This window comes from Planococcus sp. YIM B11945 (genome assembly GCF_050864155.1).
Lineage (GTDB): Bacteria > Bacillota > Bacilli > Bacillales_A > Planococcaceae > Planococcus.
Map to the genome: position 1 here is coordinate 15,008 of NZ_JBOZWR010000007.1, position 26,890 is coordinate 41,897.

At 45.4% G+C, this 26,890-nt stretch carries 24 protein-coding genes; 7 read left to right on the forward strand and 17 right to left on the reverse strand.

What is annotated here, in order from left to right; translation table 11 throughout:
* Window positions 1-181 precede the first annotated feature (181 nt).
* Both ACRRQV_RS13580 and ACRRQV_RS13585 read right to left on the reverse strand, forming a co-directional pair.
* Complete coding sequence (locus ACRRQV_RS13580) at window positions 182-844, reverse strand: GNAT family N-acetyltransferase (RefSeq protein ID WP_432531749.1); 663 nt, start codon at window positions 842-844, stop codon at window positions 182-184.
* A 137-nt stretch (window positions 845-981) separates the two neighbouring features.
* Window positions 982-1,854 carry an ROK family protein gene (locus ACRRQV_RS13585; RefSeq protein WP_432531751.1) on the reverse strand — a complete coding sequence of 291 codons (873 nt, stop codon included), beginning with the start codon at window positions 1,852-1,854 and terminating at the stop codon, window positions 982-984.
* Between the two features lie 179 nt (window positions 1,855-2,033).
* On the opposite strand from ACRRQV_RS13585, the gene ACRRQV_RS13590 reads away from it, so the two are divergent.
* Window positions 2,034-2,750: an NAD-dependent deacylase gene (locus ACRRQV_RS13590; protein WP_432531753.1), complete on the forward strand. Its 717-nt coding sequence runs from the start codon at window positions 2,034-2,036 to the stop codon at window positions 2,748-2,750.
* A gap of 39 nt (window positions 2,751-2,789) precedes the next feature.
* Here ACRRQV_RS13590 and ACRRQV_RS13595 read toward each other — a convergent pair whose 3' ends face one another.
* From ACRRQV_RS13595 to ACRRQV_RS13605, 3 genes are all read right to left on the reverse strand, one after another.
* A complete protein-coding gene (locus tag ACRRQV_RS13595) occupies window positions 2,790-3,617 on the reverse strand; it encodes an undecaprenyl-diphosphate phosphatase (protein ID WP_432531755.1) in 828 nt (275 codons plus the stop codon).
* A 225-nt stretch (window positions 3,618-3,842) separates the two neighbouring features.
* Window positions 3,843-5,858, reverse strand: coding sequence for a penicillin-binding transpeptidase domain-containing protein (locus ACRRQV_RS13600; protein WP_432531757.1), 2,016 nt, complete (start codon window positions 5,856-5,858; stop codon window positions 3,843-3,845).
* A gap of 140 nt (window positions 5,859-5,998) precedes the next feature.
* Complete coding sequence (locus tag ACRRQV_RS13605; protein ID WP_432531759.1) at window positions 5,999-8,362, reverse strand: M14 family zinc carboxypeptidase; 2,364 nt, start codon at window positions 8,360-8,362, stop codon at window positions 5,999-6,001.
* A 288-nt stretch (window positions 8,363-8,650) separates the two neighbouring features.
* Here ACRRQV_RS13605 and ACRRQV_RS13610 point away from each other — a divergent pair, with 288 nt between their 5' ends.
* Window positions 8,651-9,232 (forward strand): biotin transporter BioY, encoded by a 582-nt coding sequence (locus ACRRQV_RS13610; RefSeq protein WP_432531761.1) that lies wholly within the window; start codon window positions 8,651-8,653, stop codon window positions 9,230-9,232.
* Between the two features lie 126 nt (window positions 9,233-9,358).
* Window positions 9,359-10,288 (forward strand): PhzF family phenazine biosynthesis protein, encoded by a 930-nt coding sequence (locus ACRRQV_RS13615; protein WP_432531763.1) that lies wholly within the window; start codon window positions 9,359-9,361, stop codon window positions 10,286-10,288.
* 45 nt (window positions 10,289-10,333) lie between these two features.
* Here the strand turns inward: ACRRQV_RS13615 and ACRRQV_RS13620 are convergent, their stop codons facing one another.
* The 7 genes from ACRRQV_RS13620 to ACRRQV_RS13650 form a co-directional block, all read right to left on the reverse strand.
* On the reverse strand, window positions 10,334-10,783 hold the full coding sequence (locus tag ACRRQV_RS13620) for a HEAT repeat domain-containing protein (protein ID WP_432531765.1): 450 nt from the start codon (window positions 10,781-10,783) through the stop codon (window positions 10,334-10,336).
* Window positions 10,784-11,110: 327 nt separating this feature from the next.
* Window positions 11,111-12,343 carry a cysteine desulfurase-like protein gene (locus ACRRQV_RS13625; protein WP_432531767.1) on the reverse strand — a complete coding sequence of 411 codons (1,233 nt, stop codon included), beginning with the start codon at window positions 12,341-12,343 and terminating at the stop codon, window positions 11,111-11,113.
* Between the two features lie 84 nt (window positions 12,344-12,427).
* Complete coding sequence (locus ACRRQV_RS13630; RefSeq protein WP_432531769.1) at window positions 12,428-12,871, reverse strand: hypothetical protein; 444 nt, start codon at window positions 12,869-12,871, stop codon at window positions 12,428-12,430.
* 107 nt (window positions 12,872-12,978) lie between these two features.
* Entirely contained in the window at window positions 12,979-13,743 is a 765-nt protein-coding gene (locus ACRRQV_RS13635) for a gamma-glutamyl-gamma-aminobutyrate hydrolase family protein (protein WP_432531771.1), read from the reverse strand.
* A 72-nt stretch (window positions 13,744-13,815) separates the two neighbouring features.
* Window positions 13,816-14,313, reverse strand: a complete 498-nt coding sequence (locus tag ACRRQV_RS13640) for an NUDIX hydrolase (protein WP_432531773.1) — start codon at window positions 14,311-14,313, stop codon at window positions 13,816-13,818.
* A gap of 47 nt (window positions 14,314-14,360) precedes the next feature.
* A complete protein-coding gene (locus tag ACRRQV_RS13645) occupies window positions 14,361-14,885 on the reverse strand; it encodes an AAA family ATPase (RefSeq protein WP_432531775.1) in 525 nt (174 codons plus the stop codon).
* A gap of 211 nt (window positions 14,886-15,096) precedes the next feature.
* Window positions 15,097-16,026, reverse strand: coding sequence for an aldo/keto reductase (locus ACRRQV_RS13650; protein WP_432531777.1), 930 nt, complete (start codon window positions 16,024-16,026; stop codon window positions 15,097-15,099).
* A gap of 176 nt (window positions 16,027-16,202) precedes the next feature.
* Here ACRRQV_RS13650 and ACRRQV_RS13655 point away from each other — a divergent pair, with 176 nt between their 5' ends.
* Window positions 16,203-16,490, forward strand: coding sequence for a hypothetical protein (locus tag ACRRQV_RS13655; protein ID WP_432531779.1), 288 nt, complete (start codon window positions 16,203-16,205; stop codon window positions 16,488-16,490).
* A 61-nt stretch (window positions 16,491-16,551) separates the two neighbouring features.
* Here the strand turns inward: ACRRQV_RS13655 and ACRRQV_RS13660 are convergent, their stop codons facing one another.
* Window positions 16,552-17,028 carry a DinB family protein gene (locus ACRRQV_RS13660; protein WP_432531781.1) on the reverse strand — a complete coding sequence of 159 codons (477 nt, stop codon included), beginning with the start codon at window positions 17,026-17,028 and terminating at the stop codon, window positions 16,552-16,554.
* A 72-nt stretch (window positions 17,029-17,100) separates the two neighbouring features.
* Window positions 17,101-17,772 (reverse strand): ribonuclease H family protein, encoded by a 672-nt coding sequence (locus ACRRQV_RS13665; protein WP_432531783.1) that lies wholly within the window; start codon window positions 17,770-17,772, stop codon window positions 17,101-17,103.
* Between the two features lie 216 nt (window positions 17,773-17,988).
* Between ACRRQV_RS13665 and ACRRQV_RS13670 the strand changes: the two genes are divergently transcribed.
* Window positions 17,989-18,696, forward strand: coding sequence for an MBL fold metallo-hydrolase (locus ACRRQV_RS13670; RefSeq protein ID WP_432531785.1), 708 nt, complete (start codon window positions 17,989-17,991; stop codon window positions 18,694-18,696).
* 8 nt (window positions 18,697-18,704) lie between these two features.
* Here the strand turns inward: ACRRQV_RS13670 and ACRRQV_RS13675 are convergent, their stop codons facing one another.
* Window positions 18,705-19,769: a glycosyltransferase family 2 protein gene (locus ACRRQV_RS13675; protein ID WP_432531787.1), complete on the reverse strand. Its 1,065-nt coding sequence runs from the start codon at window positions 19,767-19,769 to the stop codon at window positions 18,705-18,707.
* 146 nt (window positions 19,770-19,915) lie between these two features.
* The gene (locus ACRRQV_RS13680) at window positions 19,916-22,048 is read right to left on the reverse strand and encodes a sensor domain-containing protein (protein ID WP_432531789.1); all 2,133 of its coding nucleotides are present in this window, start codon (window positions 22,046-22,048) and stop codon (window positions 19,916-19,918) included.
* A gap of 244 nt (window positions 22,049-22,292) precedes the next feature.
* On the opposite strand from ACRRQV_RS13680, the gene ACRRQV_RS13685 reads away from it, so the two are divergent.
* The gene (locus ACRRQV_RS13685) at window positions 22,293-23,351 is read left to right on the forward strand and encodes an SDR family oxidoreductase (protein ID WP_432531791.1); all 1,059 of its coding nucleotides are present in this window, start codon (window positions 22,293-22,295) and stop codon (window positions 23,349-23,351) included.
* 56 nt (window positions 23,352-23,407) lie between these two features.
* Here ACRRQV_RS13685 and ACRRQV_RS13690 read toward each other — a convergent pair whose 3' ends face one another.
* The gene (locus tag ACRRQV_RS13690) at window positions 23,408-23,773 is read right to left on the reverse strand and encodes a hypothetical protein (RefSeq protein ID WP_432531793.1); all 366 of its coding nucleotides are present in this window, start codon (window positions 23,771-23,773) and stop codon (window positions 23,408-23,410) included.
* 438 nt (window positions 23,774-24,211) lie between these two features.
* Between ACRRQV_RS13690 and ppsA the strand changes: the two genes are divergently transcribed.
* The gene (gene ppsA, locus ACRRQV_RS13695) at window positions 24,212-26,842 is read left to right on the forward strand and encodes a phosphoenolpyruvate synthase (protein ID WP_432531795.1); all 2,631 of its coding nucleotides are present in this window, start codon (window positions 24,212-24,214) and stop codon (window positions 26,840-26,842) included.
* Window positions 26,843-26,890 lie beyond the last annotated feature (48 nt).

Consider the following 26,890-nt stretch of genomic DNA (forward strand, 5'->3'; position numbering starts at 1 on the left):
GTTCAACAAGGACAAGGGATGTATAAGATGAGATAACTGCTATAAAGACAGAAACAGTTACCAAAAAAAAGCTAGCTGATTCAAACAATTTTATTTTCCAACTCCTATTATTTAGAAAGAACTAAGACCATTATACCCTATTAAAACCAAATATTAATAAAAAAATATTCTTCTGCTTTTTTTAGTTAAATGGATTCTGCCATTCCATTAATAAGGCATAGTGATGCGACTCTTCATCTTTTAAATAATTGGGAAGCAAACACATTGGCATACGGCCGCAGCGCAGTAAAAATGTAATAACGGGATCGCGCAGCTTGCCGGCAATCACTTGGTCGATATATTGCTGCGGCGAAAAATCGTCCGCGTGGCGGTGGTACCCCGGCATCCGCCCGCCGCCGAGCACGCGGTCTAAGTTGTCATGAACGACTCGTTCGTACATGGCTTGCATTAAGAGTTTGCCTAAATCTAATCGGCGAAACGCCGGTTTGATGCAAACATCAACTATATATAAGGTTTTGCCCTGAGGCTGGTGCGTGGAAATAAAGCCGCTTCCTGTCACCTCTTCCCACGAATGCTGGGGATTTTTCAGATCAAAATTGATTAGCAAGCTTGTGATCGAACCAACAAGTTCTCCTTTGATTTCCACACATACAGCTCCATCCGGATAATTTTGCACGTGGCTTCTGAGCTGGTCCTCACTCCACAAAAGATCTGGCGGAAACGGCGGAGGAAAACTTTCTCGCTGAACTGAAATCAATGCTGGAAAGTCTTTTTCCTCGTAGTTGCGCACGACAGCTTTCACCGGTTTTTCTCCGTCAAAAACAAAGCATTCTTTTTTGTACATAATCGGCTCCCTCTCCTTTATAAGCTATTTTCCTTACTATACATTTCTTGTTTAGTGAATGCACCGGCTTTTTTAAGTGAAGAAATAAAGAAAAAGGCAAACCCGAAATCGGTTGGCCTTCTTTTCCTTGACTCTATTTAGTTTTCTAATACCAATAAGGCAGCGCCTAAAATGCCGGCTTCGTTTTCAAATTGAGCTACTTTAACTTCTAATGGATTTAACAATAGCGGTTCTAAGTGGCCCATAAATTGGCCCCACCAATGCTCAGCCGACTCAGAAACGCCGCCGCCGATTACTACAATGTCCATGTCAAAAGCCGCTTGAAGCGAACTGATGATGAGCGCCAAATCTTTTGTGAATCCTGCTACAACTTGCTGCGCCGCAACATCCGTTTTGGCCGTTGCAAAAAGTTCCTGAGGCGAAATGGTGAGCCCCGCTTCTTTGATTCGGCGCACAAGCGCTGTGCCGGATACATATTGTTCATAACAGCCGTCTCGGCCGCATGTGCAGCGCACACCGTTCGGGTAAAGAATCATATGGCCAACTTCAGCAGCGCCGCCGTGTTTGCCGCCGCTCAATAATTTGCCGTCCCAAATAATGCCGCCTCCAAGTCCAGTTCCGAGCGTTAAGCAAACAGTACGCCCGTAGCCTTTGGCCGCCCCAAACTTCGCTTCTGCCAGCGCGGCTGCATTGGCGTCGTTGTCTACCGCCACCCGTTTTCCGGTTGCTTGTTCCAATTGAGCTTTTACCTGCGTTCCACTCCAGCCGGGCAATGTATCGGTTGCGTAAATGACTTTGCCTTCCGCTGGATCGACAAAACCATGCGTGCCGATGCCGATTGCTTCGATTTCTGGATCTTGCGCAAGAAAGCGCAGCACTTGTTTTTCCAAATACGGATAAAGCGGAAACTCAGTCGGCAATTTCTCGTCCAACGTGATTGTTCCAGCTTCGTCTACTACGCTTATGCGAATTTTCGTTCCACCAATGTCCACACCTAATACTTTTACCATAGTTACCCTCTTTCTTTTGCAGCTTCACAAATACTCAAGCTTTGTTTTGCCAGATTTCGGTCTTATTCAATATGGTATAGATAATCCTTTTATTCATCAAGGTTCTTTTCTGCAGAATGCCCATTAAGTTGCTAAAGAATGGGTAAAGAAAAAGAAAACTGTTTCGGGAGGCGTTTGCTTTGATTAAAAAATGGCTTAAAGAGTCTAATTATACAGTTGTCTTCACGGGTGCCGGCATGTCGACGGAAAGTGGGCTGCCGGACTTCCGCTCTGCGAATCAAGGATTATGGGAACAAAAAAACCTCGCGGAAGTCGCGAGCATTCAGTCGCTCCAGCAAAACCCGGAAGAATTCACCGATTTTTACCGGAGCCGCATGGTTGGGTTAAAAGAATTCGCCCCTCACAAAGGGCATTATTTATTAGCAAAATGGCAAAAGCGAGGGTTCTTGAATTCGATAATTACGCAGAATGTGGATGGCTTTCATCAATTGGCAGGCAGCGACAACATAGCGGAACTGCACGGCACGCTGCAGAAGGTGTTTTGCCAAAACTGCGGAACGGTTTATGAAAGTGACATTTACTTAGAAAAAACCAATCAATGCACAGCGTGCAGCGGAATGCTGCGGCCTTCTATCGTGCTTTTTGGGGAAATGCTGCCGGAACAACCGTTTGAAATGGCGCTCGAAGAAGCAAGCGGCGCCGAATTGTTTATCATTCTCGGTTCTTCTTTGAGCGTTTCGCCGGCCAACCAATTTCCGCTCATCGCCAAAGAAAGCGGCGCCCGCGTCATCATCGTCAACCGCGAACCGACGCAGCTCGACAGCTATGCAGACGAAGTGGTGCACGACCGCAATATCGGAGATGTATTGGAGGAATGGGACGGGTTTTTAAAATAGAAAAAGCCCTTGGCAACGGATTGCCAAGGGCTTTGAAACTTATAGAAAGACGATAATTGCGAGAATTGCCGCTAACACAAGGCGGTAAATCGCAAACGGCATTAACTTGATGCGTGAAATCAATTGCAGGAAAAAGCGGATTGAAATCAAAGCGAAGACAAACGCGCTGATAAAGCCGACAACGTAGAACGATAAATAATCCATTGACAGCTGATCCAAGTTTTTAATAACGGATACGAGGCTTGCTCCGAACATGATCGGCACTGCCATGATAAACGTGAAGTCCGCCGCCGTCCGGTGATTAAGTCCGAACAGTACGCCGCCTGAAATGGTAGCGCCTGAACGGGAGAATCCTGGCCATAGTGACAAACATTGAACCAAGCCGATTTTAAACGCCTGTACATATGTAATTTCATCCAATGAATTGATATGCGGATTTTTTGGTCCGAATTTGTCGGCAACGATCATGAGAATCGCTCCAGCGACCAATGCATAAATGACCGTCTCGACGCCAAACAAATGGTCATCGATCAAGTCTTTGAAAGCAAATCCAAGTACCACTGCCGGCAGCATGCCGATAATAACGTGAAGCAAGTTGAAGCGGCCGCTCGTTTTCTGTCCTTCTATTTTATACAAGCCGACAAGACTGAAAAGGCGTTTCCAAAATACAACGACTACCGCTAAAATCGAACCTAATTGTATAACGATTTTAAATGTGTTCGCAGGATATTTCCCTAGAAATTCCTGTGATTTCAACCACATATCATCAACGATGATTAAATGCCCCGTTGAAGATACTGGCGCAAATTCGGTCATGCCTTCTACAAAGCCTAAAATCAATGCCTTTAATAAATCAAATAATTCCATAACGTAAGTTATCCCTCTTTCTGCGAAAACGTTTTTTTCGTAGACGCTGTTTTCTATTATGGCATAAACCAATGTTGAATTGGTGGCCATTTTTTATTTGCTCGACTTCCCCATACATGTCCCACCTTAGTACAAGACGTTGCGGATGCTGTGGAGGATGCGGGAAACGGCCAACTTATTCGTAAAAAATCCGCTTCCGGCATCGGAAACGGATCTTCTTCCTGCTCAGTCTTCAAAAACTTTTGCTGCAAAGCCGGCGACGTAATCGCTGCCGCCGTTGTCTTCCACGTTTTCGATCATCATCGCCAGGATGAATTCCGGATTTTTGGAGTCATACGTAACGAAAAAGCCGTTTTGCGCGCCGCCTTCTTCATCCAATGAAGCTTTCAATTCTGCTGTTCCGGTTTTGCCGGCCAGCGGAACTTTTTTGCTGTTTGCCGATTGGGCATAGCCGTCCACGACAACATTGCGCATGCTGCTGCGCAGAATTTCAGCGTTTTCCCCGCTGATCAAGTTTTCTTTCCATACTTGCTGGTCTTCTTCCTCTAAAAACAAGGTTGGCTTGTACATCGTGCCATCGGTTAAGAATGGTTCGTACATGGAAGCCAAATGCAAAATATTTGTCAGCATTTGCCCTTGGCCGAACGCCGTATCCGCCAATTGCCCTTCAGAACCGATCTTGCCGTCATTTGAAATTTGCGGAGCTTTCAATCCGTAAGAGTATGGCATGTCTTCGCCAAACCCAAACTTTTTCAATCCTTCCGCAAACGTTTCATAACCCATTTTCAACCCTTGCTGGGCAAAATAAATATTATCCGAATAAACGAGCGCTTTGTTCAAATCGATCGGGTTTGGTGCATCGGGATGCACGCGCGCCACGCGGTAATTGCCCCATGACTTGTCTTTTTGCCACGTGGCTCCGTTGATTTCCAATCCTTCAGCTGGATTCAATAGCCCGGATTCCATGCCGATGGCTGCAGTGACCGGTTTGATGGTCGAACCGGGTGCGTAAGTTGCTGCAAAGCGATTGAACAATGGATTCAATGGATCTTCCTGCAATTCGGCATAGCGGTCTCCGCTCATGCCGACGATAAACTCGTTCGGGTCAAATCCAGGAGAGCTGACAAGCGCAAGCGTTTCACCCGTTTTCGGGTTTACAGCGGCACTCGTTCCCGCTTCGCCGTTCATTGCGTCATACGCTTTTTTCTGCAATTCGGCATCGATTGTCAGTTTGACCGTCTCGCCGTCAACCGCTTTCGTTTCCGCTACAGTGATCGTTTCAGCGCCTTCTTGCGGTTTTTCAATGTAAATGCGCGCTCCGCCAGTTCCACGAAGACGGTCTTCTAATAAAAATTCCAAGCCTTGTCGGCCGATATAATCATTTGCTGTATAGCCGTCCGCTTTGCGTTCTTCCAATTGCTCAGCCGTAATGCCGGCAATATAGCCGCTCAAGTGGGATAACGCTTTTCCATAAGGATATTCCCGCATGTCCACACCTTGAAGTGCAACGCCTTGCAAGGCATCGGTTTTTTCCAGCAAGTCTTTGTCGTTTTTTGAAGCTCGGGCAATCGGCACGAAATAATTAGGCTGCACCCAGCTTTGCTTGAGCTTGTTGTCAATAAATTCACGGGAGACGCCAAGCATTTCCGCCAGCTCATCTTTCACCGATTCATCTTCGATTGTTTCAGGCACGATGCCAATGTCAAAACCGCTGCCATTTGCGGCAATCTTGTTGCCGTTGCGGTCCACAATTTCACCTCGTGCCGCTTCCGTACGTGAAACGCGGAGCGCGTCGCCCGCTTCGAGCTCAGGGAAAATATAAGAAGGATTCCATTCAACAAACCAATTGCCTTCTTCTTTTTCTTTTGCCTCGTGAAGCAGCGTCAAGGTCCGTTCAAATTCCACCGGCCCGGCGAGCGTTTCCATGCTTACTTGAATGCGGAAATCCGCCGGTTTTTCCGGATCCCATTCTGTGTCTTCTGCAGGTTTCGTATACGCCACTTTCAAGTTTTTAATGCCAAGATCTTCTTGCAGCTTTGCCTGCCGGTCCGCAAAATCTTCTTTGCTGTAGGTCATTTTCGATCCTTCATTCAAATACTCCGCATACATCTCCGAGAAGTTTCCTTCATTCCACTGCCCTATGTATTCTTTCAGCCGATCTTCCGGTGTTGCCTGTTTCTGGCATGCCGTTAGAACGAAGAGACATAACAAGGCGAAAACTGCGAGCACTCGCTTGTTCATTCCAAAACCTCCATTTTCTTCTTGTTCCCTTTATTTTACCAGTTCACAGGCTGACTAAAAATTAAAATATCAATTTCTCATTATACAGGATATAGAGACGAAAAAAAGGAGCAGCCGGTTTCAGCTGCTCCTTTTTTAATTTACTTTGTATAAAGCGCGTTTGATACCAAGCGGAACAAGTAATCGGTATGGTCACGGAACGCCGGCTCTAGTCCAATCAACGTCACGTCTTTGCCCGTTTCACGGATGATGACTGGCTGGCCGGTGGCTTTTTCATTGCCTTTCCAGTGCCCTGCAACAAAAAAGTCGCTTTCATCGTATGCGGCAAGAACTTCTTTTTCTTCAACGCCGCCATACCAAGTCGGCCGATACACGAATCCAATGTCATCTTGGCCATAACCTGCCGTCACACCGGTCCCATCATAGTCGACGTTGACGATTCCGTTGCTGTTGGAATCACCGGTTTGGACAGTGGCATCGGTTAAGCCCAGCGTTTTCGCGGCATGTGATCCACCTGCTCCGGCTGCGATAAATTTGCCGCCGCTATCAATGAAGCTTTTCACTTTTTGCTGGAATGCGGTAAACTGCGCTGCATTTTGGAAACCAAACTCCAAGTTGGCTGCATTCAATTTCGTGGAAATCAGATTTTCCGTGCCGTTGTAAATAAAAGCATCATAGGATTTCAAACCGTATTTCGCTACTTCAACAGGCGTGACTTCTTTTGCGTCAAAACCTAAGCGCTCAAGCGCCAGCGTCATTCCCGAATGCGTTTGCTGTTTGTTCATGCCGCCGTCTTCCAGAAGTGCGACTTTCAATTTAGACAGCTTTTTCGCATCAAACGGCACAACCCCGCTCTCGATATTCAAACCGGATTTTTTCACTGCTGAATAAATGGTTTTCGCTTTGGCATTCACATAGAAATCGCCTTCGCTGTCGCGTCGAACTGAGACGCCGCGCTTCAGCAGCGTATTTACGAGCTCAACCGCTTTAACAGAAGAATTTGGCACGACATACGGCCCTTTTCCTGAAAGCGATCCTTCCCCGTCGACTTGATGGACGTTTTTAGCCGGCACGTTGACTTCTGTGCTTACCGGATTTGCTTCAAAGCCCCATAATTCCGGCAAACTCCATGCGGAAATGTCATACATCGAAGGCGTATCATCCGTAATGTCTTCCCCGTCCCACAACATCGTATTGGCAAGGCCCGCTTTCGCTTGGTCCATGTGAACAATATAAGTGCCTTTATCGTATCTTACGCCGCCCGCTTTAAAGCTCGTTGATGCACGGACCACGTCGATGTCATTGCGGATCAAGTGGTTGACCGCTTTTTCAGTCACTGTCGGATCGTCTTCATCGACAGGAAGCACGTACGCTTCCGGGAAAAATCCTTCTTCGTGGTTCGGGTGGTCAAAATTGATGCCACGCTTGAAGATTTCGATTTGGTCGGACAGCATCTCTTGTTTATTTTCTGTTGCATATTGAAGTGCACCCATGATGGCGTCATTCATCCACTTTACGCCGTCTTCATCGTTTGTCGGCGCTTCTAATGTATGGCCATAAGCTCCGTGGTACATGGCGTACATCGGTGTAAAGATCGGCGGGTAATCGTCCCAGCCTGCCTCGTCATCGCGCTGCGGCACGTAAACGCCCGTCATCTCTTTATACAAGTCTCCTTCGAACTCATCTTTGTTTCTCATAATTGAGCTTTCCATCGCTTCCGCTTGTTTGAATGCCCATTTATTGTACAAATCGTATTCATAGTTCGGGTTATGCGGCGGCGTGCAAGGCTCGATCAACCCTTGCTTGTTTGGCGCGTAATTTTTCACGTAGCCGTGCGTATCCAAAAACACCATTGGGTTCCATTCTGTGATCAAATCGACCGTATGACGCGTTTCTGGCTGGGACTGAGTAATAAAATCACGGTTCAAATCAATGCCCTCACCGTTAAAGCGCGTGGCGTCGACCCGGCCGTCCGGGTTCGCTACGACATTGAAAATGAGAATGTTGTTTTTCAGAATGGTTTTGGTCGTTTTATCGTTTTGCTTGGCAAAGCGTTCGATCAAATCAAGAACGGCGTCGCTGCCGACAAATTCCGTGCCATGTATCGACCCGTTGATCATAATTGGAACTTTGAAGTCTTTGTTTTTTTCAATCCACGCTTGTGCTTTTTCTGGGTTTTTGATCATTTGTTCTCTTAGCGCTTTGTTTTCATTCATGCTGCCGCCAGATTTGGGATCGTTGATGGTGACCACATATAACGGCAACCCATCGGAAGATTTGCCCGACACTTCCACTTTGATGCGATTGGATGATTTCGCGATTTTTTGAAGTTTCGCGCCGATTTCCGAGAACTTCACAAAATCATAATTCTCCGTGTTGAACTTGCTGCCATCCTGCTCCTCAAGTTTCTTAATATATGTATTCGGAGAATGTGCCACTGCCGTAGACAACGGTGCAGAAGCGAGCAAGCTGAATGCCAGTAAACCACTAATTGTTTTTTTCATCGTTCCATTCCTCCATTTTTTTGATGTTCGTATAAATATTTACCAAATATAATATTAATAGAAATTTACAAGGATTCCCATCATTCTATGGAGCTATATTTTTCAGTGAATTCAGGTAAATTTGACATATATACAAAGTTTTCAGAAGAAACTTTTTATTCATTTCTATACTTTTTAGTTGTTAAGAGGCTTATTAACGCTTCTTTGTGTTAACCAATTAACAAAAAAGGTTGACTGAAATCTCAATTTTTTTTATACTTTTCCTATACTGAGCACGGAGGAACCTATATGACCATTACAGCAACACGATCGGCCAATCACACCCGCACCTTACAGCTTGTACAAATTGCCATGTTTGCCGCATTGATGGCAATCGGCGCCAACATTTCTGCCTTTCTTGTCATCGGTGGAGTGCCAATCACCCTTCAAACGTTTTTCGCAATATTAGCAGGCATTTTGCTTGGCAGCCGGCTTGGTGCCATTGCAATGGCCGTTTACGCATTTATCGGCTTGGCCGGCCTGCCGGTTTTCGCCGAATTTTCAGGCGGCATGGACACACTAATCAGCCCCACTTTCGGTTTTATCGTATCTTTCGTTTTTGTCGCTTTCATTACAGGTATGATCGCCCAAAAATTCCCGTCGCGCACCGGCTTTATTGCTGCTGCGATTGTGGGAACCGCAGTCAATTATTTAATCGGGACCAACTGGATGTATGCCGCATATAAATTGTGGTTTGCTGCTCCGGAAGGCTTTAGCTACAAAATGGCATGGGCCTGGATGGCGGTGCCGTTGCCAAAAGACTTGATCCTTGCCGTACTTGCCGGCATTTTCGGCTTCCGTTTAAAACCGTTGATTCGAAAATTCCAATAAATACACGATCAAAACCCTTTCGCCGATTTGCGAAAGGGTTTTTCAATGGAAAAGAAGTTGGACTTTTTTGTCCGTTATTGCTACAACGGAAAGAGACAAGAAAATTGAAATTTGAGGAGGGCCACGATGAACGTATTGCGTTATTCATTGTTCGATGTATTTACTAAGCAGCCTTTCGGAGGCAACCAACTCGCCGTCTTTCATGAAGGCGATGGCCTGTCAGCCGAAACGATGCAAAAAATTGCCCGAGAACTTAACCTTTCAGAAACTGTTTTTCTTTGTGCACCGCACCATCCAAAAAACCAAAAAAGCTTGCGGATTTTCACCCCGCAAATGGAATTGCCGATGGCCGGCCATCCTACAATCGGAGCAGCGTTCATGATGGCCGATCAAGAATTGATTCCAACGGACGAAGGGCAAAACGACTGGATTTTGGAAGAGACGGTTGGGGACATACCTGTCATGGTCCATAAAAAAGACGGACGAATTGCTCGGGTTGAAATGAAGCAGCCCCTTCCAACGTTCGGAGAGGTTTTTCCGGAGAGACAATTGGCCGCTGATTTATTGTCTTTAGCCGCCGAAGAGCTCGATCCAGGCCTTCCTCTTCAAACCGTATCTACTGGAGTGCCGTTTTTGTTTGTTCCAGTGAAGTCGCTTGCTTCTATCCGAAACATTAATTTCCGGTCGGACGTTTGGGAAAAACATTTTAGCCTCCATCCAAATGCGCAGCATATTTTTGCCTTCACAACTGAAACAGAAGAAATGGATTCCACCGTCCACAGCCGGATGTTTGCCCCTGCTATGGGAATTCCGGAAGATCCCGCAACGGGTGCCGCAAGCGGTCCGCTCGGCGCTTATTTGGTGGAGCATGGCGTCGTGCCATTTGAAGAAAGCGGCAATTATGCAATTCGAAGCGAACAAGGCATGGAAATGGGGCGCCCGAGTTTCATTGAAATAGCCATCAGGAAAAACGGGACGGAATTCCAAGAAATCAAAATCGGCGGTACTTCTGTAGCCGTTGGCAACGGAGAACTTTATGTAGGGGATTTTGTTTAATCACAAAAAAAGCCGTCTCCAGTCTGTTAAGACCGGAGATGGCTTTTACTTTTTATATTTGGTCGGCATGGATTTCCATTGGTCTTCCAACCATCGGTCAAAGTCTTCACCTTTATCGCCTTTATACGTATCGTAAATATCAGAACGCATTTTTTGCAATTTCACTTTGTACTCTTCGTACGTGTGATCTGCCGGCAAGCTTTTTTTGATGCGCAGCAACACTTTTGATGCGTCTTTGATCAAATCAAATTTCTTTCGTTCCGGCAATTGCACGTCTTCGCCAAATCCTTTTAACGCCTCATAAGCGGCTACCTGCACTTGATACACAGGATCGATTTCCATGCGGCGCGTCAGCATATCAACTGTCTGTTCGCTTTTCCACTTGCTTAGTTCTTCCACTGCAGCCAAACGTTCTTTCCAGTTGGCATTGCGGTTTATCGCTTTTTTCAGTTCGTCGTAATTTGGCGGTAAGTTGTTAGTGTTTTGTTCAGTCAAAATGTCATTCTCCTTTTTTCATTTTCTTTTGCAGAAAATGGGTCGATCTCCCGTTCACAGAACAAGTTGTTCCCATTATACCATCTTCGGGGGTAAAAGAACAAAAGGCGAATTTTGCGATTACATATGTGTTCTTTTCATTGTTCGATTTCTGAAAATCCCATACACCACTAGCGCCCCACAGAAAAAAGCAAGGCCAATAAAAATAGCGGTGTCTCCTCTATTCCCGAGACTATAGTTTTGATATGCAAACACACCCATAGCAACAGCGCTGATCGTCAGGCTCAATAGAATCGACGGATGGATTTTGATTTTTTCTGCCAACCTTTAAAGTGCCGCTACTGCTTGAATCAAGCGGTCCACTTCTTCTTCGGTGTTGTAAGGAGCCAGCCCGGCACGAATCCAGCCGCCGCTTTTATTGATGTCTATGCGGTCCGCTAAGGTAGATGCATAGAAGTGGCCAGAAGCGATGAAAATGCTGTGCTCTTCAGCCATGATTTTGCACACTTCTTCCGGTGCAACGCCCGCTACCTGGAAAGCGATTGTGGGTGTTTTTGGAACGTCATGTGCAGCTTCAAACAATGTTACGTTAGCCAATGCGCGCAGTCCTTCGCGTAAGCGATCAGCCAAGCTATTTTCATGGGCTTCAATGTGTTCGATGCCAGACAAGATGCGTTCTCTCGTTGTCGCTCCTTCACCAAAGCTTTCGAAAAATGCAATCGCCGGTGCAATGCCCGCGATGCCTTCGTGGTTTTGCGTGCCTGTTTCCAGGTTGTCTGGATAATTGCTTGGGGCAGGCACCAGTTTATACGGTTCGAGCTCTTTAAAAGTTTCTTCTCTTATTGCAGCGATTCCAATATGCGGGCCGAAAAATTTATAGGCAGAGCACAACAAAATGTCGATATTTTGCTGGTCGCGGTCGATGGCGATATGCGGCGCAGCGTGAACGGCATCTGCAGCGACAAGCGCGCCGACTTCCTTGGCGCGTTTCGTAATCGGCTCCATATCAACGATTGTTCCTACAGCATTTGAAGCCATGCCAATCGCGACAAGACGCGTGTTTTCATTGATGACTTCGTTTAAATCGCTTAAATCCAATGTCAGGGACTCGGTATTTACTTTAATCCAGCGCACTTTAAGGCCTCGGTCTTCTGCTAACAATAGCCACGGATCAACATTCGCCCGGTGGTCCATTTCAGTTACGACAATTTCATCGCCCGCTCCCCATTTTTTTCCGAGCGCGCGCGAAATAGCCAACGTCAACGTCGTCATATTGGCGCCAAATGCCACTTCATTCGTTTGAACGTTTAAAAAATCTGCCACTGCTTGCTTGGCATTCGCAATAATTTCTTCCGTTTCCCAGCTTGACGGAAAAGAGCCATGAAGATTCGCTCCGCCGTTTTCCATATAGCGCGCAATGGCATCAATCGCGAATTTTACGACTTGCGAACCCCCTGGTCCGTCGAAATAAGCGACGCTGCGGCCATTGTATGTACGTTTTAATGCAGGAAATTGTTCCCTCACTTCATTGATTGGAAAAAGCGTTTCTGTTGTTTTCATCTAGTTCGCTCCTTTTATGGTGAAATGGATAACCGTTACCTCTGTAAGTATAGTTAATAGTCTGAATTATTTCAATTCTGCAATTCACTCTACTTCTATTGAAAACGCCCAGTTTCCATCGCCTTGCTTCCAATTTGCCACTACATGATAGATGTAAATCCCTTTTTCATTCGGAGCCCGTATAACGTCATTTTCTATTTGAATGGCTTGTACATTGTTTTCATCAATCCATTGATTTACTTGCAGCGTTTTAGAAATCGGCTTTTTCTTAAAGTCGATCGTGACTTCTTCATTTGGGGAAACGATCGTCGGATTGTGTTTTTGTGCCATTTCCATCGGTGTGGTATAGACATAATCCACACATTGCCCACGCAAAAGCCCCATCCAGCAGTACGACCCCTGGGTAAGCGGAATACCAGTGTTTTCGGTGGAAACCTCAGGTGAAGGGGGCGCTGAACGAAACGGCTCAAAAATGATGATTCCTATCACAATCAGTCCAATGGCAATAAATAAAATAGCTTTTCTCATTGGCTTCTCCCCCCTTTCACAAATAGACGTATGAAATGGGGAAAAGTCTCGAAAAAAAAACTGCTCTTTGACTCGTCGTTAAACGAGCAAAAAGCTGCTTTTTTGAATCAATTTGCGATGGATGCTTTTGTACAGGCTTCGACAAATGCGGTGAACAAAGGCATAACCTCCGGCACGCGTTCCGCCATCATTTCAGGATGCCACTGAACAGCGCAGACAAACCGATCGCCTGTCCATTCCATGCCTTCCACTAAGCCGTCAGGAGAAAACGCCGCTGCTTCGAACCCTGTCCCTAAGTCTTTCACAGCTTGGTGGTGGTAGCTGTTGACGGGCAGTGTTTCCGTTTGATAGATATGGGCCAGCTTTGAATTTTGATCGAGCGTGACATCGTGGACCGAATGGTAGATAGGCGATTTAACGACCGAGTGGTTAAAGCAATCCGGACGCTGCTTGCGTAAATCTTGAAAAAGCGTACCTTCGGCTGCGACGTTCAACAGCTGCATTCCCCGGCAAATCCCTAAAACCGGAATATCACTGTCGAATAAAACCTTTTTAGCCAGCGCCACTTCATGCAGGTCACGTTTCGGCTCAATTTCACCCAGCTCATAGCTTGGGTATTCTCCGTACAGGCGGGAATCGACGTCAGAGCCGCCAGTGAAAAGGATGCCATCTAATTTAGCTAGCAGCAATTCTGCCGTTTCAGCGCTCTCGGTAACCGGCAAGATGACTGGAATGCCACCTGCGCGTTCAATTGACAATATGTAATCATCCGACAACAGCTGCCACTCTTGCCCCGGCAGGCCCAATCCTGTTTTTAACCCAGCTGAACTTTCCGATGAATAGTTGGCGCATATTCCGATTAATGGTTTCATTTATGATTTTCGCTCCTGTCTTGTTATAGCCATTTTGCTTATTAGTATAATGGACTTTCGCACGTTTTTCTTCTATCTTTGCTTCGTGTTGGCTGCTTCTTTTGCGATGGCAAACGCCAATTCGTGATCGTCCATTATATAGGGAATTTCTTCCGGCTCCACCCAAATGCGGCTCAACGTTTCGTTTTCCCGTAAAAATGGCAGGCACGCTTCAATGTCTACCCGGTAAAATAGCTGGTAGCCAATTTTCGGATAAAGCCCGCCTTCGATAAAATACGGATTATCGGTATGATCCACTTCAATAGCACCTATGTATGACGCATTTCCTTCAACGTACGCTTCTTCGTAAATTTCCCGGTGCAGCGCTTCTTCCGGTGACTCGCCCTTTTCCACATGCCCGCCAGGCACGTTAAACCCCCGCCCTTTAACATGCACAAGAACGATTTTCCCTTGATCAAAGCAGTAGCCGTGGACGCTCGTCACTTGATCGGTTTCTTTAATCTCCTTTGACGGTTGCCAGGTTAAGGAAATTACCTGTCCACCCCAATTCACAACGGTTTGATTAAGCATACGGCTTCTCCTTTTGTTTTTAGCGTAAGCGACGAACGACTCCTCCATTACGCTTCAATATACGAAAGAACTTCATCCAAGTAGGTTTCCAATGCCTGCCCTGAATCCACGACTAAGTGTTCGACATTTAACGGCTTTTGGCTTAAGTTCACGTATACCGCAAAACTTTCTTCGGAATGCGCTCGCTCGATTTGGCTTGCCAGCCGTTTTCTTTCCGATAATCGCCGGTTGATTTCCTGAAAATCCGGCAAGTAACATTCGACATATTTGTATTTGGCGTTATGCTGCTCGGCTAACCGCATTCCGTTGCCCAACATTTCTTCATATAAACAAGGGCTGTCAAATATGACCGAGTGGCCTTGGGCAAGATGGAAGCCAATTAACGACCATTCAATTTGATAAGAGATTTTTCCTGCTTTGTCGGAATTCACTTCATTCGCTTGGAGGGATTCCAGCAATGCTGTTTTGACTATGTCGTGATCGACAATGACAGCACCCGTTTTGCTGGCTATTGCACGGGCAAGCGTCGATTTTCCGGAACCCGGAAATCCAGCCATTTGCAGAAAGAACATGTTAACAACCTCACTTTTTTCTCACTTGTTGGAACCAGCAAGTCTTATAGCCGACATGGTCCATTAGATTTTATTCGCTGTGTTTTTTAATTCCCCTTCTTTTTACAACCAACCCCGATCAGCCAATAGACGTCAAAATTTTTCTCACAACCCGGAAATTCAAACTAGAAAACCGTTGCCGGCAATCAAGACTGTCAGCAACGGTTTTTAGTTAGCTTTGGAGAATCGCTTCAATTTCATCCATTAACTCGGATTCAATCCGGATTTCCGCTGCCGGAATATTCGATAACACTTGCTCCGGTTTTTTCCCTCCCGGAATGACGGCATCCACGCCGGGCTGTTCCAAAAGCCAAGCAAGCGCCAAATTGGAAACGTCCGTGCCTTTTTTATCCGCAATCTTTTTCAACTGCTCTACTTTGCCGATGTTCTTCTCAAACGTGCCCGACTGAAACAGCGGAAGGCTTTGGCGCCAATCGCCTTCTTCCAGCGTAAAGTCGGTTGAGTATTCTCCGCCAAGAATTCCATAAGCAAGCGGGCCGTATGCCACAACTGAAATATTGTTTTGAACGCAATAAGGAAGAAGGTCTTCTTCAATGTCCCGGTGGAACATATTGTACGGCAATTGCACCGCCGAAATTTCAAGGCTGCCATTCGCTTCTTTCAACTGCTCAAGCGACACATTTGAAACGCCGATCGCCTTAATTTTCCCTTCTTGTTTTAAGCGGGACAGTTCAGCCACTGCTTCGCCAAGCGGCGTTTTCCCGTCCGGCCAATGAATGTAATACAAATCTACGTAATCCAATTGAAGCCGTTTCAAGCTATCCTCCAGGGCGTTTCGAAGATAAGCTGGGTCGTTGTTTTTCGTTCCGTTGCGCCAATCGCTGCCGCCTTTTGTCGCAATGACAAATTGATCGCGCTTGTATTCCTTCAGCACTTCGCCGACCAGTTCTTCTGAGCGGCCTTCGCCGTAGACGTCTGCTGTATCGATAAACGTAATGCCATGGTCGATGGCTGCGCGCACCAAATTCTTTCCGTCTTCTTCTCTTAACCCTTGATAAAGGTTATGGCCCCCCACTGCGTTTGTGCCTAGGCCTAAAGAAGAAATTTGAATGTCCGACTTTTTTAACGTGGAAAAATTCATGTAAACACCCTTTCTTTTGGATTATTCCCATTAATTATAAAGCTTTGAAAATTAGAATGCTCGAAATACCCACTCGAAAACGGCGCATTTATCCCGCTGTCACAGAATAGAAATGATTAACTTTCCGTTAAAAGGGAATTGCAGAAGAAACAGCAATTTTGAATGGAGGAACTTGAATGCAGAAATACACAACCCAAAACATCATTTACGCCGGAGTGGCGGCCGCCAGCATTTATCTTTTATTGCGCAATTATAAAAAACAAAAAAATACGTACTGGATTTATGCAGACCATGATATCCGAAACAGCAACGAAGTCGACCACCGGGAAAGCCCGAATGCTGCATACGACCATGCAGAAATCGGATTGACGGAGTTGGACGCAACTTACCGTTCCGAATGGGTATCTATGGGCTATCCTTTAACGAACCGTGAATTACGAGAAAATGAAAACGTGCATGATTGATCATAAAAAGGAGAAGCCAAAGTGCTTCTCCTTTTTTCTTTTGCTTCTATAGTCTGCTTGTTCACCAAGTATCTCCACCAGATGGAGGCGGCCAAGCCCCGATGGTTCTTCGGGCAAAGACGGCCTGTCCGGCATGGTACGTGTTATGGAGCATGATGGAAAGCAGGCAGTCAGCACGGGTTCTTTCCGGGCCGCCAAATCCTTGTTCCAATAAATCTTTTGCCGCTTCATGCTCGCCTTCTTTCAAGCCATCCAAGAAATGGACAATCGCAGACTGCCATTCTTCTTCGCTCGCCGGCGCTGGGGAGTCCGGCCAAGATTCTGAAGCGTGTTCCGGACTTTTAGGCGTTTTGCCTTTTAAGTAAGACAGCATAAAATCTTGCCAATAATTCATGTGGAACAAGGTTTCCCAAACTGAATGCGGGCAATTCTCGGGTTTTTCTCCCGCCTTTTGCCAGTCCAATCCATCAAAAACAGTTGAGGTGTCCACATGCACCCCTTTGCCGTGGAAGCCTTTTAGAAAAAGTTGTTCGTCCATACTGTTCCTCCTCGCCGTTTTCTTTTAATACCCATTCCGCTCTTTTTTTCAAAACCCTCTTCTATTTCGGCTTTATTTCCGCTCATCTGCCGCTAGTTCCATCGTTCCCGTAATTTCAATGCCGTTCAGCGCTTGTGTGGCGAGCCGATCCGCTTCCGCATTCTGTTTCCTTGGCACCAGTTCATACTCCGGCTGGATGCCCAGTTTTTTTAGCTTCCCATCTATCCGGTCAGCCCAACTTGCCAGTTCTTTTTCAGGAACTGCCCAATCGCCGCTCATTTGATTGATCACCACGTTGGAATCTCCAACAAAGCGAACAGGCAAATGATGGACATCTAACAGTTCGAGTTCTTGGATGCCTAAGTAAAGCGCAGCGTACTCGGCTTCGTTATTCGATTCAATCTCAGAAGCCGAAGCGTTTTGCCGCAAGCGGTACGCTTTGCCGTTTTGTTCGTAGTAAATGACGCAGCCCAGCCCCGACTCTTTCGTCTCCCGGTCATAGCCTCCGTCAAAAAACACCGTGATGTTATGCGGCTCTGTTTCAATTCCTTTTACATAGGCTTTCAGTTCCTTGAGCGTCCACGTGCTGTCATAGCTGTCCGTAAACGACAGCAGTTTCGTCCGTCCGGTTCGTTCCAAATCTTCTGCCAGCAGCAAGGCTTGCGCCGGCGGCATGTCTTCAGAGCGGAAGAGCGTCTCTGTTCCTTTAGGAGTACGGTAGTTCCAATCGATTCGAATCTTCATCTTCACTCCCCCTTGATTTCTCTTATTGCCGATTCGACATCTCTTAAACGCTTTCATCTTAATCAGCGCCCACAAAAATAATTCGCAGCCCCTTGATTATTCCGTTGATTTTTAGCTTATAATAAATGTAAAAATATTTGGTTTTTTCTTTCAACAATCTGCCTTAATGGTAAAAAGCCTTTACAAAATAAAAGCGGAAGAGGAGATGGATGGCCCATGCGCGTAACCAAATTCGGCACCCTTTACCAATTGTCTTTTATGCCTCGATTCTTTCCCGTCAACTGTTATTTAGTCGAGGAAAACAAGGAACTGACCTTGATAGATGCAGCACTGCCGTTCAGCACAAAAGGCATTTTGCGGGCAGCCAATAAACTCAAAAAGCCGATTACCAATATTGTATTAACCCACGCTCACACCGACCATGTTGGCGCGCTCGATGCCTTAAAGGCCGCTCTTCCGCATGTGAAAATCAGCATTTCTGAACGGGACGCCCGCTTGTTGGCAGGTGATAACAGCTTGCTTGAACACGAAGCCGGCACGTCCATTCCGGGAGGGGCACCGAAAAACATCAAATCGAAGCCGGACCGTCTTTTAAAAGAAGGCGACCGCATCGGTTCATTGGAAGTGATTTTCACGCCTGGGCACACGCCCGGCTCCCTCTCGCTTTTGGACCTCCGGAATGATTATTTAATTGCTGGAGATGCCCTTCAAACGAGAGGCGGAATTGCTGTTTCCGGAACGCTCAAGCCGCTCTTTCCTTTCCCGGCGCTTGCCACTTGGAACAAAGAAGCCGCTCTTGAAAGCACCAAAAAGCTGCAAAGCTTTTCTCCGCGCCTGCTGGCAGTCGGCCATGGAAAAATGATTCAACAGCCTGAAAAAGCTTTGGTGAAAGCAGTCAAAGCAAGTGAACGAAATCTAAGATGAAGCTGGTTTTAAATCCATTTTTTTGATTTTTTCCCGATGGCATTCATTTTTTTGCGGATCCAGCTTTTTACATAAAAATACCAATAGATCGCTTCGACAAGCTGTTTGACTATCGCATAGCCAAGCAGCTTTTTCTCGATGGTGCCTTTGAAAAAATACTCCAGCTTCTCGCTGACGCGCTCGTCCCACATAATTTTCAATATATGGGTGTTCACTTGCCTGTGTGTTAACGTGCTGTACGGGTGAAACAGGTTATTAAAGCATGCCACAATCCGAGATGTATAAAATTCTTCGACATATTCTTTGTTTTCCCCCGAATAAACCCCATGCTCCCGCAAAAACTCCCTAGTTTTTTCAAACAGCATCTGCTGATTCTCAAACAAATTAGGGCGGAACGTGCTGGTGATTGATTCGCTGTTGGAATTCAAATAATTGTAAAACGGCTCTTTAATAATGCGTATTCTGCTGCAAAGCTCCAAATAGCTGAGGTTGAACAGCATGTCTTCTCCGCGGATCACTTCGGTGTCAAACGATAAGTGATGTGTTTTCAAAAGAGAGGCACTGTATAGTTTATTCCAATTAAAATGAATAAAGTAATCGCGGTACAGTTCGCCGAAATACGCCAGCAGCTCGGCTTTTTCATAACTCCCAGCTTTGGAGAAACTGAAACTTTTTTCCGGAACCGGCTTGCCGTCTATTTCCAGCATGTTTTTGTAACCGCAAATGACCAGCTGCTCATCTGGCGCCAAGGCGTTCACCATCGTTTCCGTCATTTCGGGATCGATGCTGTCGTCGCTGTCCACAAATTGAATAAACGTTCCGCTCGCCTCAGCTATGCCGCGGTTTCTTGCTGCAGATGGCCCGGCATTTGGTTGATGGATCACGTTCACGCGGGGATCTCTTGCAGCGAACTCTTTGCAAACTTTACCGCTGCTATCCGTGGAGCCATCGTCGATAAGAAGCAATTCAATGTGTCCATAAGTTTGGCTTAATATGCTCTCCACGCACTGGCTTATATACTTTTCCGCGTTATAGACAGGGACGATGATGCTGACCAGCTGCTTTTCTTCCACGTTTCGCCATCCCCCTTCTATAAAGTAACGCCTATGTCTCCTGATATTCTCTATCGATTACGCGAAACCCTGCTCGTTTACATGTTCTTTAAGAATAGAATAAAAACAGCCGGCATCCCAAGTGGATGCCGGCTGGCGGTTGTCTGTCACCAATATTTTTTCGTTTCAAGCGTCAATTCGTGAAGGTTTGCTGGAAGCGGGCGGTTGAAATAATAGCCTTGCCCTTCGTCGCATTCTTCCCCAATCAGGTAAGCCAATTGCGTTTCGTCTTCAATGCCTTCTGCAATGACGCCCATATTCAATTTATGGGCGAGAGCAATGATGGTTGACGTGATTGCTTTTCCGTTGGAATCACTATTAATGTCGCTAACAAAACTGCGATCGATTTTCACCCGGTCAAACGAGAACTGCCGCAAATAACTAAGCGAAGTATAGCCTGTGCCAAAATCATCAATCGACATGGAGATGCCCAATGCTTTCAAATTTATTAGGCTTTCTTTTAATATTTTTGTGTCTTCCATTAAAATGCTTTCCGTGACTTCCAGTTCCAGCCATCTTGACTCCAGGCCAGTTTCTTCCAAAACGGATTGAACCACTTTGACAAAATTCGGATGCTGCAACTGAATCGTGGAAATGTTGACGCAGATTTTAAAAGGCGGAAAGCCGTGATCTTGCCATTTTTTATTTTGAGAACAAGCTGTCTGCAAGACCCATTTCCCTATAGACACAATTTGCCCGCTCTCTTCTGAAATCGGGATAAAATTGTCCGGCGGCACTAGACCCAATTCCGGGTGGTTCCACCTGATCAAAGCTTCCATAGCCTTGATCTCCCCTGTTTTCAAATCGACAATCGGTTGATAATGAAGAATGAATTCTTCATTGGAAATAGCTGATTTCAAGCCTTTTTCAAGCGTCAACTTGTTCTCATTTGTCAATTCCAGTTCCTCTGAATAGACCGTGTAGTTGTTTTTTCCGTATTTTTTCGTATAGTACATTGCAATGTCAGCTTTTTTGATCAATCCTTCTACGGTTTCTCCGCTGCCTTCACTAAATGCCACCCCAATGCTTGCCGAAGCTGAAACGGAATGCCCTTCGATGTCGAACGGTGCTGAAAGTGTTTGATTGAGTTGTTCAGCCAATTGGATCGCTTTTTCTTTTTCCGCATGGGGCAATAAAATCGCAAATTCATCTCCCGCAAACCTTCCAACGGTTGCGGCTTTTCCGACAAGCTCTTTCAAACGGAGCGATACTAGTTTTAAAAATTCATCGCCTAAATGGTGCCCGAGTGAATCGTTGATGAATTTAAAGCGGTCCAAATCCAAAAAGAGAACAACAGGCTGATGCTCGGTTTCGTTGGAAAACTTCAACACTTGTTCCAAACGATCTTCGAACAATTTCCGGTTTGGGAGCTTGGTCAACATATCATAAAAAATCAAGTCTTCCATTTGTTTTTGATGTTCAATTTTTTCAGTGATGTCTTTTGCGATGCCATAGGCGCCAATAATTTCTCCTGCTAAATACATCGGAAAATTTGTTACGCTGATTCTTCTTCTTGCTTCATCTTTACGCGTGATCGTCACTTCGTATGTGCGGGTTCCGCCTTTTATCGCTTCTTCAAAATTTTGAAGTGCAATTGCTAAATCTTCGGAAACAATGAGCGGAGCAAACGACATTGCGAACAATTCTTCTTCTGTGTAGCCCGTCAAAAGTTCACATGCTTTATTGTTGTCGATAAACATCCCTTTTAAATCGAATGAAAAAACAGCATCCGGATTGTTATAGAAAAGAGAGTGAAAGCGTTCCTGGTTTTCTTCCAAGCGCATTTTTGCCGTAACTTCATCGGTCACGTCGAATACCGTTCCAAACAATATTATTTTTCCATCCACTACTGATTTCGTAGCATGCACTTCAACATACAGCAACTCGCCATTTTTCTTGAATGCGCGGGCACGGTAGCGTGCATTTTTCTCTTTGCCACCCATTCGTCTTTTGACACTTTCATGCACCAAAGGCAAATCATCCGGATGAATGATTTGTTCGACCGTGATTTTCCCTTTGATAATTTCTTCTTCTGTGTAGCCAATAAGTTCGGTGAAATGGCTGTTGACGAATTTATACACCCAATCTTCTAATACGTACATACTGACTGGGGCATTTTGAATGAGCGTCTCGAACATTTCTTTATAATACAAAAAATTCTTTGCTTCCGCTTCGCCTTGCAATATTGCCGTATTCATTGTTGAAGTAAGGGAATTTGATTTTGCATGCTCTTTTCCCATCTTACTGGCCTCCTAGTAGTTGCGCTCGACTTGTTATTTAACAAATAATTTAAAAATTCGTTTTCCTTTAATTACATAATATCAATTAACTGTAATTAGAAACAGTAATTAGTAAAAAAGTTTTTGAATATCTATTTATTTCCATTCCATATTATTTTTTCTCACTAGCACACCTCCGCGAGATGTTAGACGTTTGCCATTCGGGGTAAACAAAATACTAAACTATTCTAAGGAGGCCGTCAGTTTGAAGAAAACCGCAGTCATTGCCGGGGCTACAGGCGTCATTGGCAAATACATCATTGATTATTTTAAAGAACAAGAAGGCTGGAGCGTCATCGGCCTTGCCCGCAATGTGCCAGAAGATGAAGCGAACGTCACGTATATTTCGGCCAATATGCTGGATGCTAAAGATATGAAAGAAAAATTGACGGGCTTGTCTTCTGCTACCCACTTCATCTACGCAGCTTATCAAGATTACGAGACAGATACCAAGAAGCAAGTGGAAGTAAATTTGGCGATGTTCAAAAATTCCTTGGATGCCGTCGAACAGCATGCACCGCAGCTGGAACGCGTCATTTTGATGCAAGGCGCAAAAGCTTACGGCGTCCATCTTGGCCCCATTAAAACACCGGCCAAAGAAAGTGATGCACGGCATATGCCGCCGAATTTCTACTATAGCCAAGAAGACTATATGAAAAAAGCCCAGCAAGGGAAAAGTTGGACGTGGACGATTTTACGGCCTGACGTGGTTTGCGGCTTTTCAGTCGGCAAACCGATGAATCTCGCCATGGTGATCGGAGCTTATGCCTCTATTTCCAAAGAACTTGGCTTGCCGCTCCGCTTCCCTGGTACGGCTTACTCATATTTGGCTCAAATGACGGATGCGACTTTATTGGCGCGCTGTACATTGTGGGCCGCATTGGAAGACAACTGTGCCTTCGAGACGTTCAATGTAACGAATGGGGATTTTTTCCGATGGGAAAACATGTGGAAGCAAATAGCCCTGTTTTTCGAAATGGAAGCAGCCCCTCCTGAACCGCCGATTTCGCTGACGCGCATGATGGCGGATAAAGAAGAATTATGGCAAGAAATCGTTGATAAGTACCAGCTGCAAAACATTCCGTATGAAAAGTTAGCGTTATGGGGATTTGGCGACTTTATTTTCAACTGTAATTACGATGTCATGTCTGACACGACCAAACTCCGGAAATTCGGATTTATGGAATTTGTAGATACCGAAGAAATGTTTATAAAGCTATTCCAGGAATTCCAAGACAGTGCAGTGCTGCCCCGTATCAATTAAAGTAAAAAACGAGTTGTCCCGCTTTTCATCAGCAGGGCAACTCGTTTTTTCTTACGTTATTTTCTAGCATCCAGCTGCATGATCCATCTGCGCATTGTACGGCGCGGGCGCTTTTCTACCGGCAGGATTTCCTTTGCCCGTTTTAAGAGATCATCAATTTTCTCTTCGATTGCCAAATCTTCGTGCCAGCTGTATTCGTATAAAAAGTAATGAAGAAGCTTGATTGCTTCCATATAGCTTTCTTTGTTATAGGGGAGCAAAAAGTTAATGTCGTCCAAAATGATTGACGCCTCATCATCCTCTTCCAAATCTTCCTTTTTTGGTCCATACGCATAGCAATATTCCAACATTTCATCATAAAGCTTTTGAAGTTCTACCGGAAATGCAGCCGTCATAAAGGATTCATTTGAACTCATCAACATTTTCTTTCCCCCTCTAATTTGTGTGGCATACAACTGATTAAGCAAACTCTCATTGTGATTTCTTTTCTTTAATTTATTTATTAAAACAATTCGACATCAAAGTGAAAAATCCCTGCATATTTATTTGTTTTACCGAATATTTTTTAACTAAACTTTCTCTCGCCTTTTTTTGAATTCTTCTCATTTTGTCCTCCCTACTTTCATTTACAGATTCCTCTCTTGTTCTTATCAGCCTTTTCTTTCCAACTAATCGAAATAAACATTTTTGCGTCATATTCCTAATTATTTGTGATATTTCACTAAATAAAGAATATAATGATCTTATAAAAATCGAAATTATATCTTTCAATAAAACTTAAGCAAGCTTTTTCACACCCGTTTCAAGAAACCTGTTTTTTGAAGAGAGACGCCTTAGCAACTTGTTGAGGAGGAGCCATCTTGAAAAAGTATGTACTGGACTTTCAGGAAATTGAATCACAAGACCTGCCGCTCGTAGGCGGAAAAGGACTGAACCTTGCTGAATTGGTAAAAATCCCAAGAATCCGGGTTCCGCTGGGCTTTTGCGTGACGACTGAAGCTTTTAAAAAAATGCTGGAACACTATCCGGAAATCAACGAATTGCTTGAGCATCTCGCGCCTTTAACTGCAGAGGATACGGAAGAGATTCGGGAACTCTCCCAAACAATCAGGGAAACGATTGAAAAAACGGTAATCCCTGCCGTTGTGTCGGCAGATATTCTCCGCTATTTCTTAGATTTCGGGGAAAATTTCTTTTATGCCGTCCGCTCGAGTGCAACGGCTGAGGACTTGCCCGGAGCCTCATTTGCTGGCCAGCATGATACGTATTTGAACATTCATGGCCAAAAAGATCTCATGCAGCATATTCGAAAGTGCTGGGCCTCCCTTTTTTCGGAGCGGGCGATTGTGTACCGAATCCAAAATGGTTTTGACCACCGAAAAGTTTATTTGGCGGTCGTCATTCAGCGCATGGTTTATCCCGAAGCCTCCGGCATTTTATTTACAGCGGATCCCGTCACTTCGAATCGCAGCGTCGTATCGATTGACGCAAGCTTCGGGCTAGGAGAAGCGTTAGTAGCTGGAATTGTCAGTGCTGACAATTACAAAGTCAAAGAAGGAAGGATTCTTGGAAAAACGATTGCTGAAAAAAAAGTAGCCGTTGTTCCGCTAGATCGTGGCGGCGTGGACAAACGGGAAATCTCCATTGCCCAGCAAAAAAATCAAACTCTCACCGATGAGCAAATCCTGCATTTGGAGGAACTGGCAAGAAAAATTGAAGGCTATTTCCGCTCGCCGCAAGACATTGAATGGTGTGTAGCCGATGAGGTAATTTATTTTGTTCAAAGCCGCCCCATTACCAGCTTGTATCCACTGCCAGATAAAATGGATGGCAAAATGCGCATTTTTTTGTCGGTCGGCCATCAACAAATGATGACTGAGCCGATCCGGCCGCTCGGCATGTCGTTTTTTAGTTTTCTTGCAGAATATCCGATCAACAAGGCTGGCGGCCGCCTATTCGTGGATTTGACGCATGATTTGGCTTCCCCTCTTGCGCGCCGGGCTATCCTGTCGTCCATGCGGAGAAATGATCCGCTTGTCTATAATGCCCTGCTTACTTTTTTAAGCCGGAAAAATCCGCTCCCAAAAGGAAAGCGAATGCTGCAAATGGGCAAAGAGCGATTTTCATGGGCTTTGCCGGGTGAATTAGTAAAGCTGTACCGAAACAACGACATCCAGTTCGTCCAGCAGCTGATCAAGGATAATGAAGCTTCCATCAAACAACTCAAACGCGACATTCAGATGATTTCAGGGGATGAACTTTTTGCTTTTATTGAACAGGACCTAAAAAAAGAGCTGGTCCGAATTTTGTACAACCCAAAGAGTATGGCCGCCATCTTGATCGGTGTGAATGCTTCTTATTGGCTCAACGACAAAATGGAAAAATGGCTGGGGGTTAAAAATGCAGCGGATGCATTGACCCAATCGGTTCCGAATAATGTCACTTCTGAAATGGGTTTGGCATTATTGGATGTCGCGGACGCCATACGTTCCTATCCACAAGTAATAAACTATTTGGCACGAGCCAAAGGCGAGAACTTTTTCGACGAATTGGAAAAACAAACGGGAGGCATTGAATCCAGCAAAGCCATACAGAGCTATCTTGAAAAGTACGGCGTACGCTGTTCCGGGGAAATCGATATTACCACTCCGCGTTGGAGTGAACGGCCCACCGCTCTCGTTCCGGCTATTTTAAGCAATATCCATAACTTTAGACCGGGCGCCCGGCTGGAGAAGCTGGAGAAAGGCCGGAAGGAAGCAAAACAAAAAGAACGGGATTTGCTGAAACAACTGGAACAGCTGCCACAAGGCAAGAAAAAAGCCAAAAAGACTCAAAAACAAATAAGCCTTTTGCGAAATTTCATCGGTTACCGCGAGTATCCAAAATTTGCGTTTATTCAGCGGTTCTTTTTTTATAAGAAAGCATTGATGAAAGAAGCGGCAATTTTGGAACAAAAACACGTCCTTGAAAAAAAAGAAGATGTCTTTTATTTGAGTTTTGACGAGTTCCGCAAAGCAGTTCGAACCGGACGCGTTAACGCAGCCACCATTCAAAAACGAAAAGTGGAGTATGCGTATTACGAAAAACTGGCGCCTCCCCGAGTCATGACTTCAGAAGGCGAAGTTTTTTCCGGGCAGTTTATAGTCGAAAATCTGCCGGATGGCGCATTGGCCGGAGTCGCCGTTTCCTCAGGTGTTGTGGAAGGACGTGCCCGGGTCGTCTTAAAAATGGAAGACGCCGTTTTCGAAAAAGGCGATATTCTCGTTACTGTTTTTACGGATCCAAGCTGGACGCCGCTCTTTGTTTCGATCGAAGGGCTAGTCACGGAAGTTGGCGGATTGATGACGCACGGGGCTGTGATTGCCCGGGAATACGGGCTTCCTGCCGTTGTCGGCGTGGCCAACGCAACGACACAAATCAAAGATGGCCAGCTCATCCGGATCAACGGTTCTGAAGGCTATGTGGAAATTTTAGAGAATAGAGACATGTAAAAAAGGGCTGTTTCTCAGCCCTTTTTCACGTTTAATATGTGGTTATTC

Bases quoted from the DNA above. Each gene is read 5' to 3' on its own strand.
- ACRRQV_RS13650 (WP_432531777.1), bottom strand. From the start codon at position 16,026: ATGAATTTTTCCACGTTAAAAAAGTCGGACATTCAAATTTCTTCTTTA.
- ACRRQV_RS13585 (WP_432531751.1), bottom strand. From the start codon at position 1,854: ATGGTAAAAGTATTAGGTGTGGACATTGGTGGAACGAAAATTCGCATA.
- ACRRQV_RS13645 (WP_432531775.1), bottom strand. From the start codon at position 14,885: ATGTTCTTTCTGCAAATGGCTGGATTTCCGGGTTCCGGAAAATCGACG.
- ACRRQV_RS13595 (WP_432531755.1), bottom strand. From the start codon at position 3,617: ATGGAATTATTTGATTTATTAAAGGCATTGATTTTAGGCTTTGTAGAA.
- ACRRQV_RS13600 (WP_432531757.1), bottom strand. From the start codon at position 5,858: ATGAACAAGCGAGTGCTCGCAGTTTTCGCCTTGTTATGTCTCTTCGTT.
- ACRRQV_RS13625 (WP_432531767.1), bottom strand. From the start codon at position 12,343: ATGAAAACAACAGAAACGCTTTTTCCAATCAATGAAGTGAGGGAACAA.
- ACRRQV_RS13665 (WP_432531783.1), bottom strand. From the start codon at position 17,772: ATGAAGATTCGAATCGATTGGAACTACCGTACTCCTAAAGGAACAGAG.
- ACRRQV_RS13655 (WP_432531779.1), top strand. From the start codon at position 16,203: ATGCAGAAATACACAACCCAAAACATCATTTACGCCGGAGTGGCGGCC.
- ACRRQV_RS13615 (WP_432531763.1), top strand. From the start codon at position 9,359: ATGAACGTATTGCGTTATTCATTGTTCGATGTATTTACTAAGCAGCCT.
- ACRRQV_RS13630 (WP_432531769.1), bottom strand. From the start codon at position 12,871: ATGAGAAAAGCTATTTTATTTATTGCCATTGGACTGATTGTGATAGGA.
- ACRRQV_RS13640 (WP_432531773.1), bottom strand. From the start codon at position 14,313: ATGCTTAATCAAACCGTTGTGAATTGGGGTGGACAGGTAATTTCCTTA.
- ACRRQV_RS13660 (WP_432531781.1), bottom strand. From the start codon at position 17,028: ATGGACGAACAACTTTTTCTAAAAGGCTTCCACGGCAAAGGGGTGCAT.
- ACRRQV_RS13610 (WP_432531761.1), top strand. From the start codon at position 8,651: ATGACCATTACAGCAACACGATCGGCCAATCACACCCGCACCTTACAG.
- ACRRQV_RS13680 (WP_432531789.1), bottom strand. From the start codon at position 22,048: ATGGGAAAAGAGCATGCAAAATCAAATTCCCTTACTTCAACAATGAAT.
- ACRRQV_RS13690 (WP_432531793.1), bottom strand. From the start codon at position 23,773: ATGTTGATGAGTTCAAATGAATCCTTTATGACGGCTGCATTTCCGGTA.
- ACRRQV_RS13635 (WP_432531771.1), bottom strand. From the start codon at position 13,743: ATGAAACCATTAATCGGAATATGCGCCAACTATTCATCGGAAAGTTCA.
- ACRRQV_RS13580 (WP_432531749.1), bottom strand. From the start codon at position 844: ATGTACAAAAAAGAATGCTTTGTTTTTGACGGAGAAAAACCGGTGAAA.
- ACRRQV_RS13670 (WP_432531785.1), top strand. From the start codon at position 17,989: ATGCGCGTAACCAAATTCGGCACCCTTTACCAATTGTCTTTTATGCCT.
- ACRRQV_RS13605 (WP_432531759.1), bottom strand. From the start codon at position 8,362: ATGAAAAAAACAATTAGTGGTTTACTGGCATTCAGCTTGCTCGCTTCT.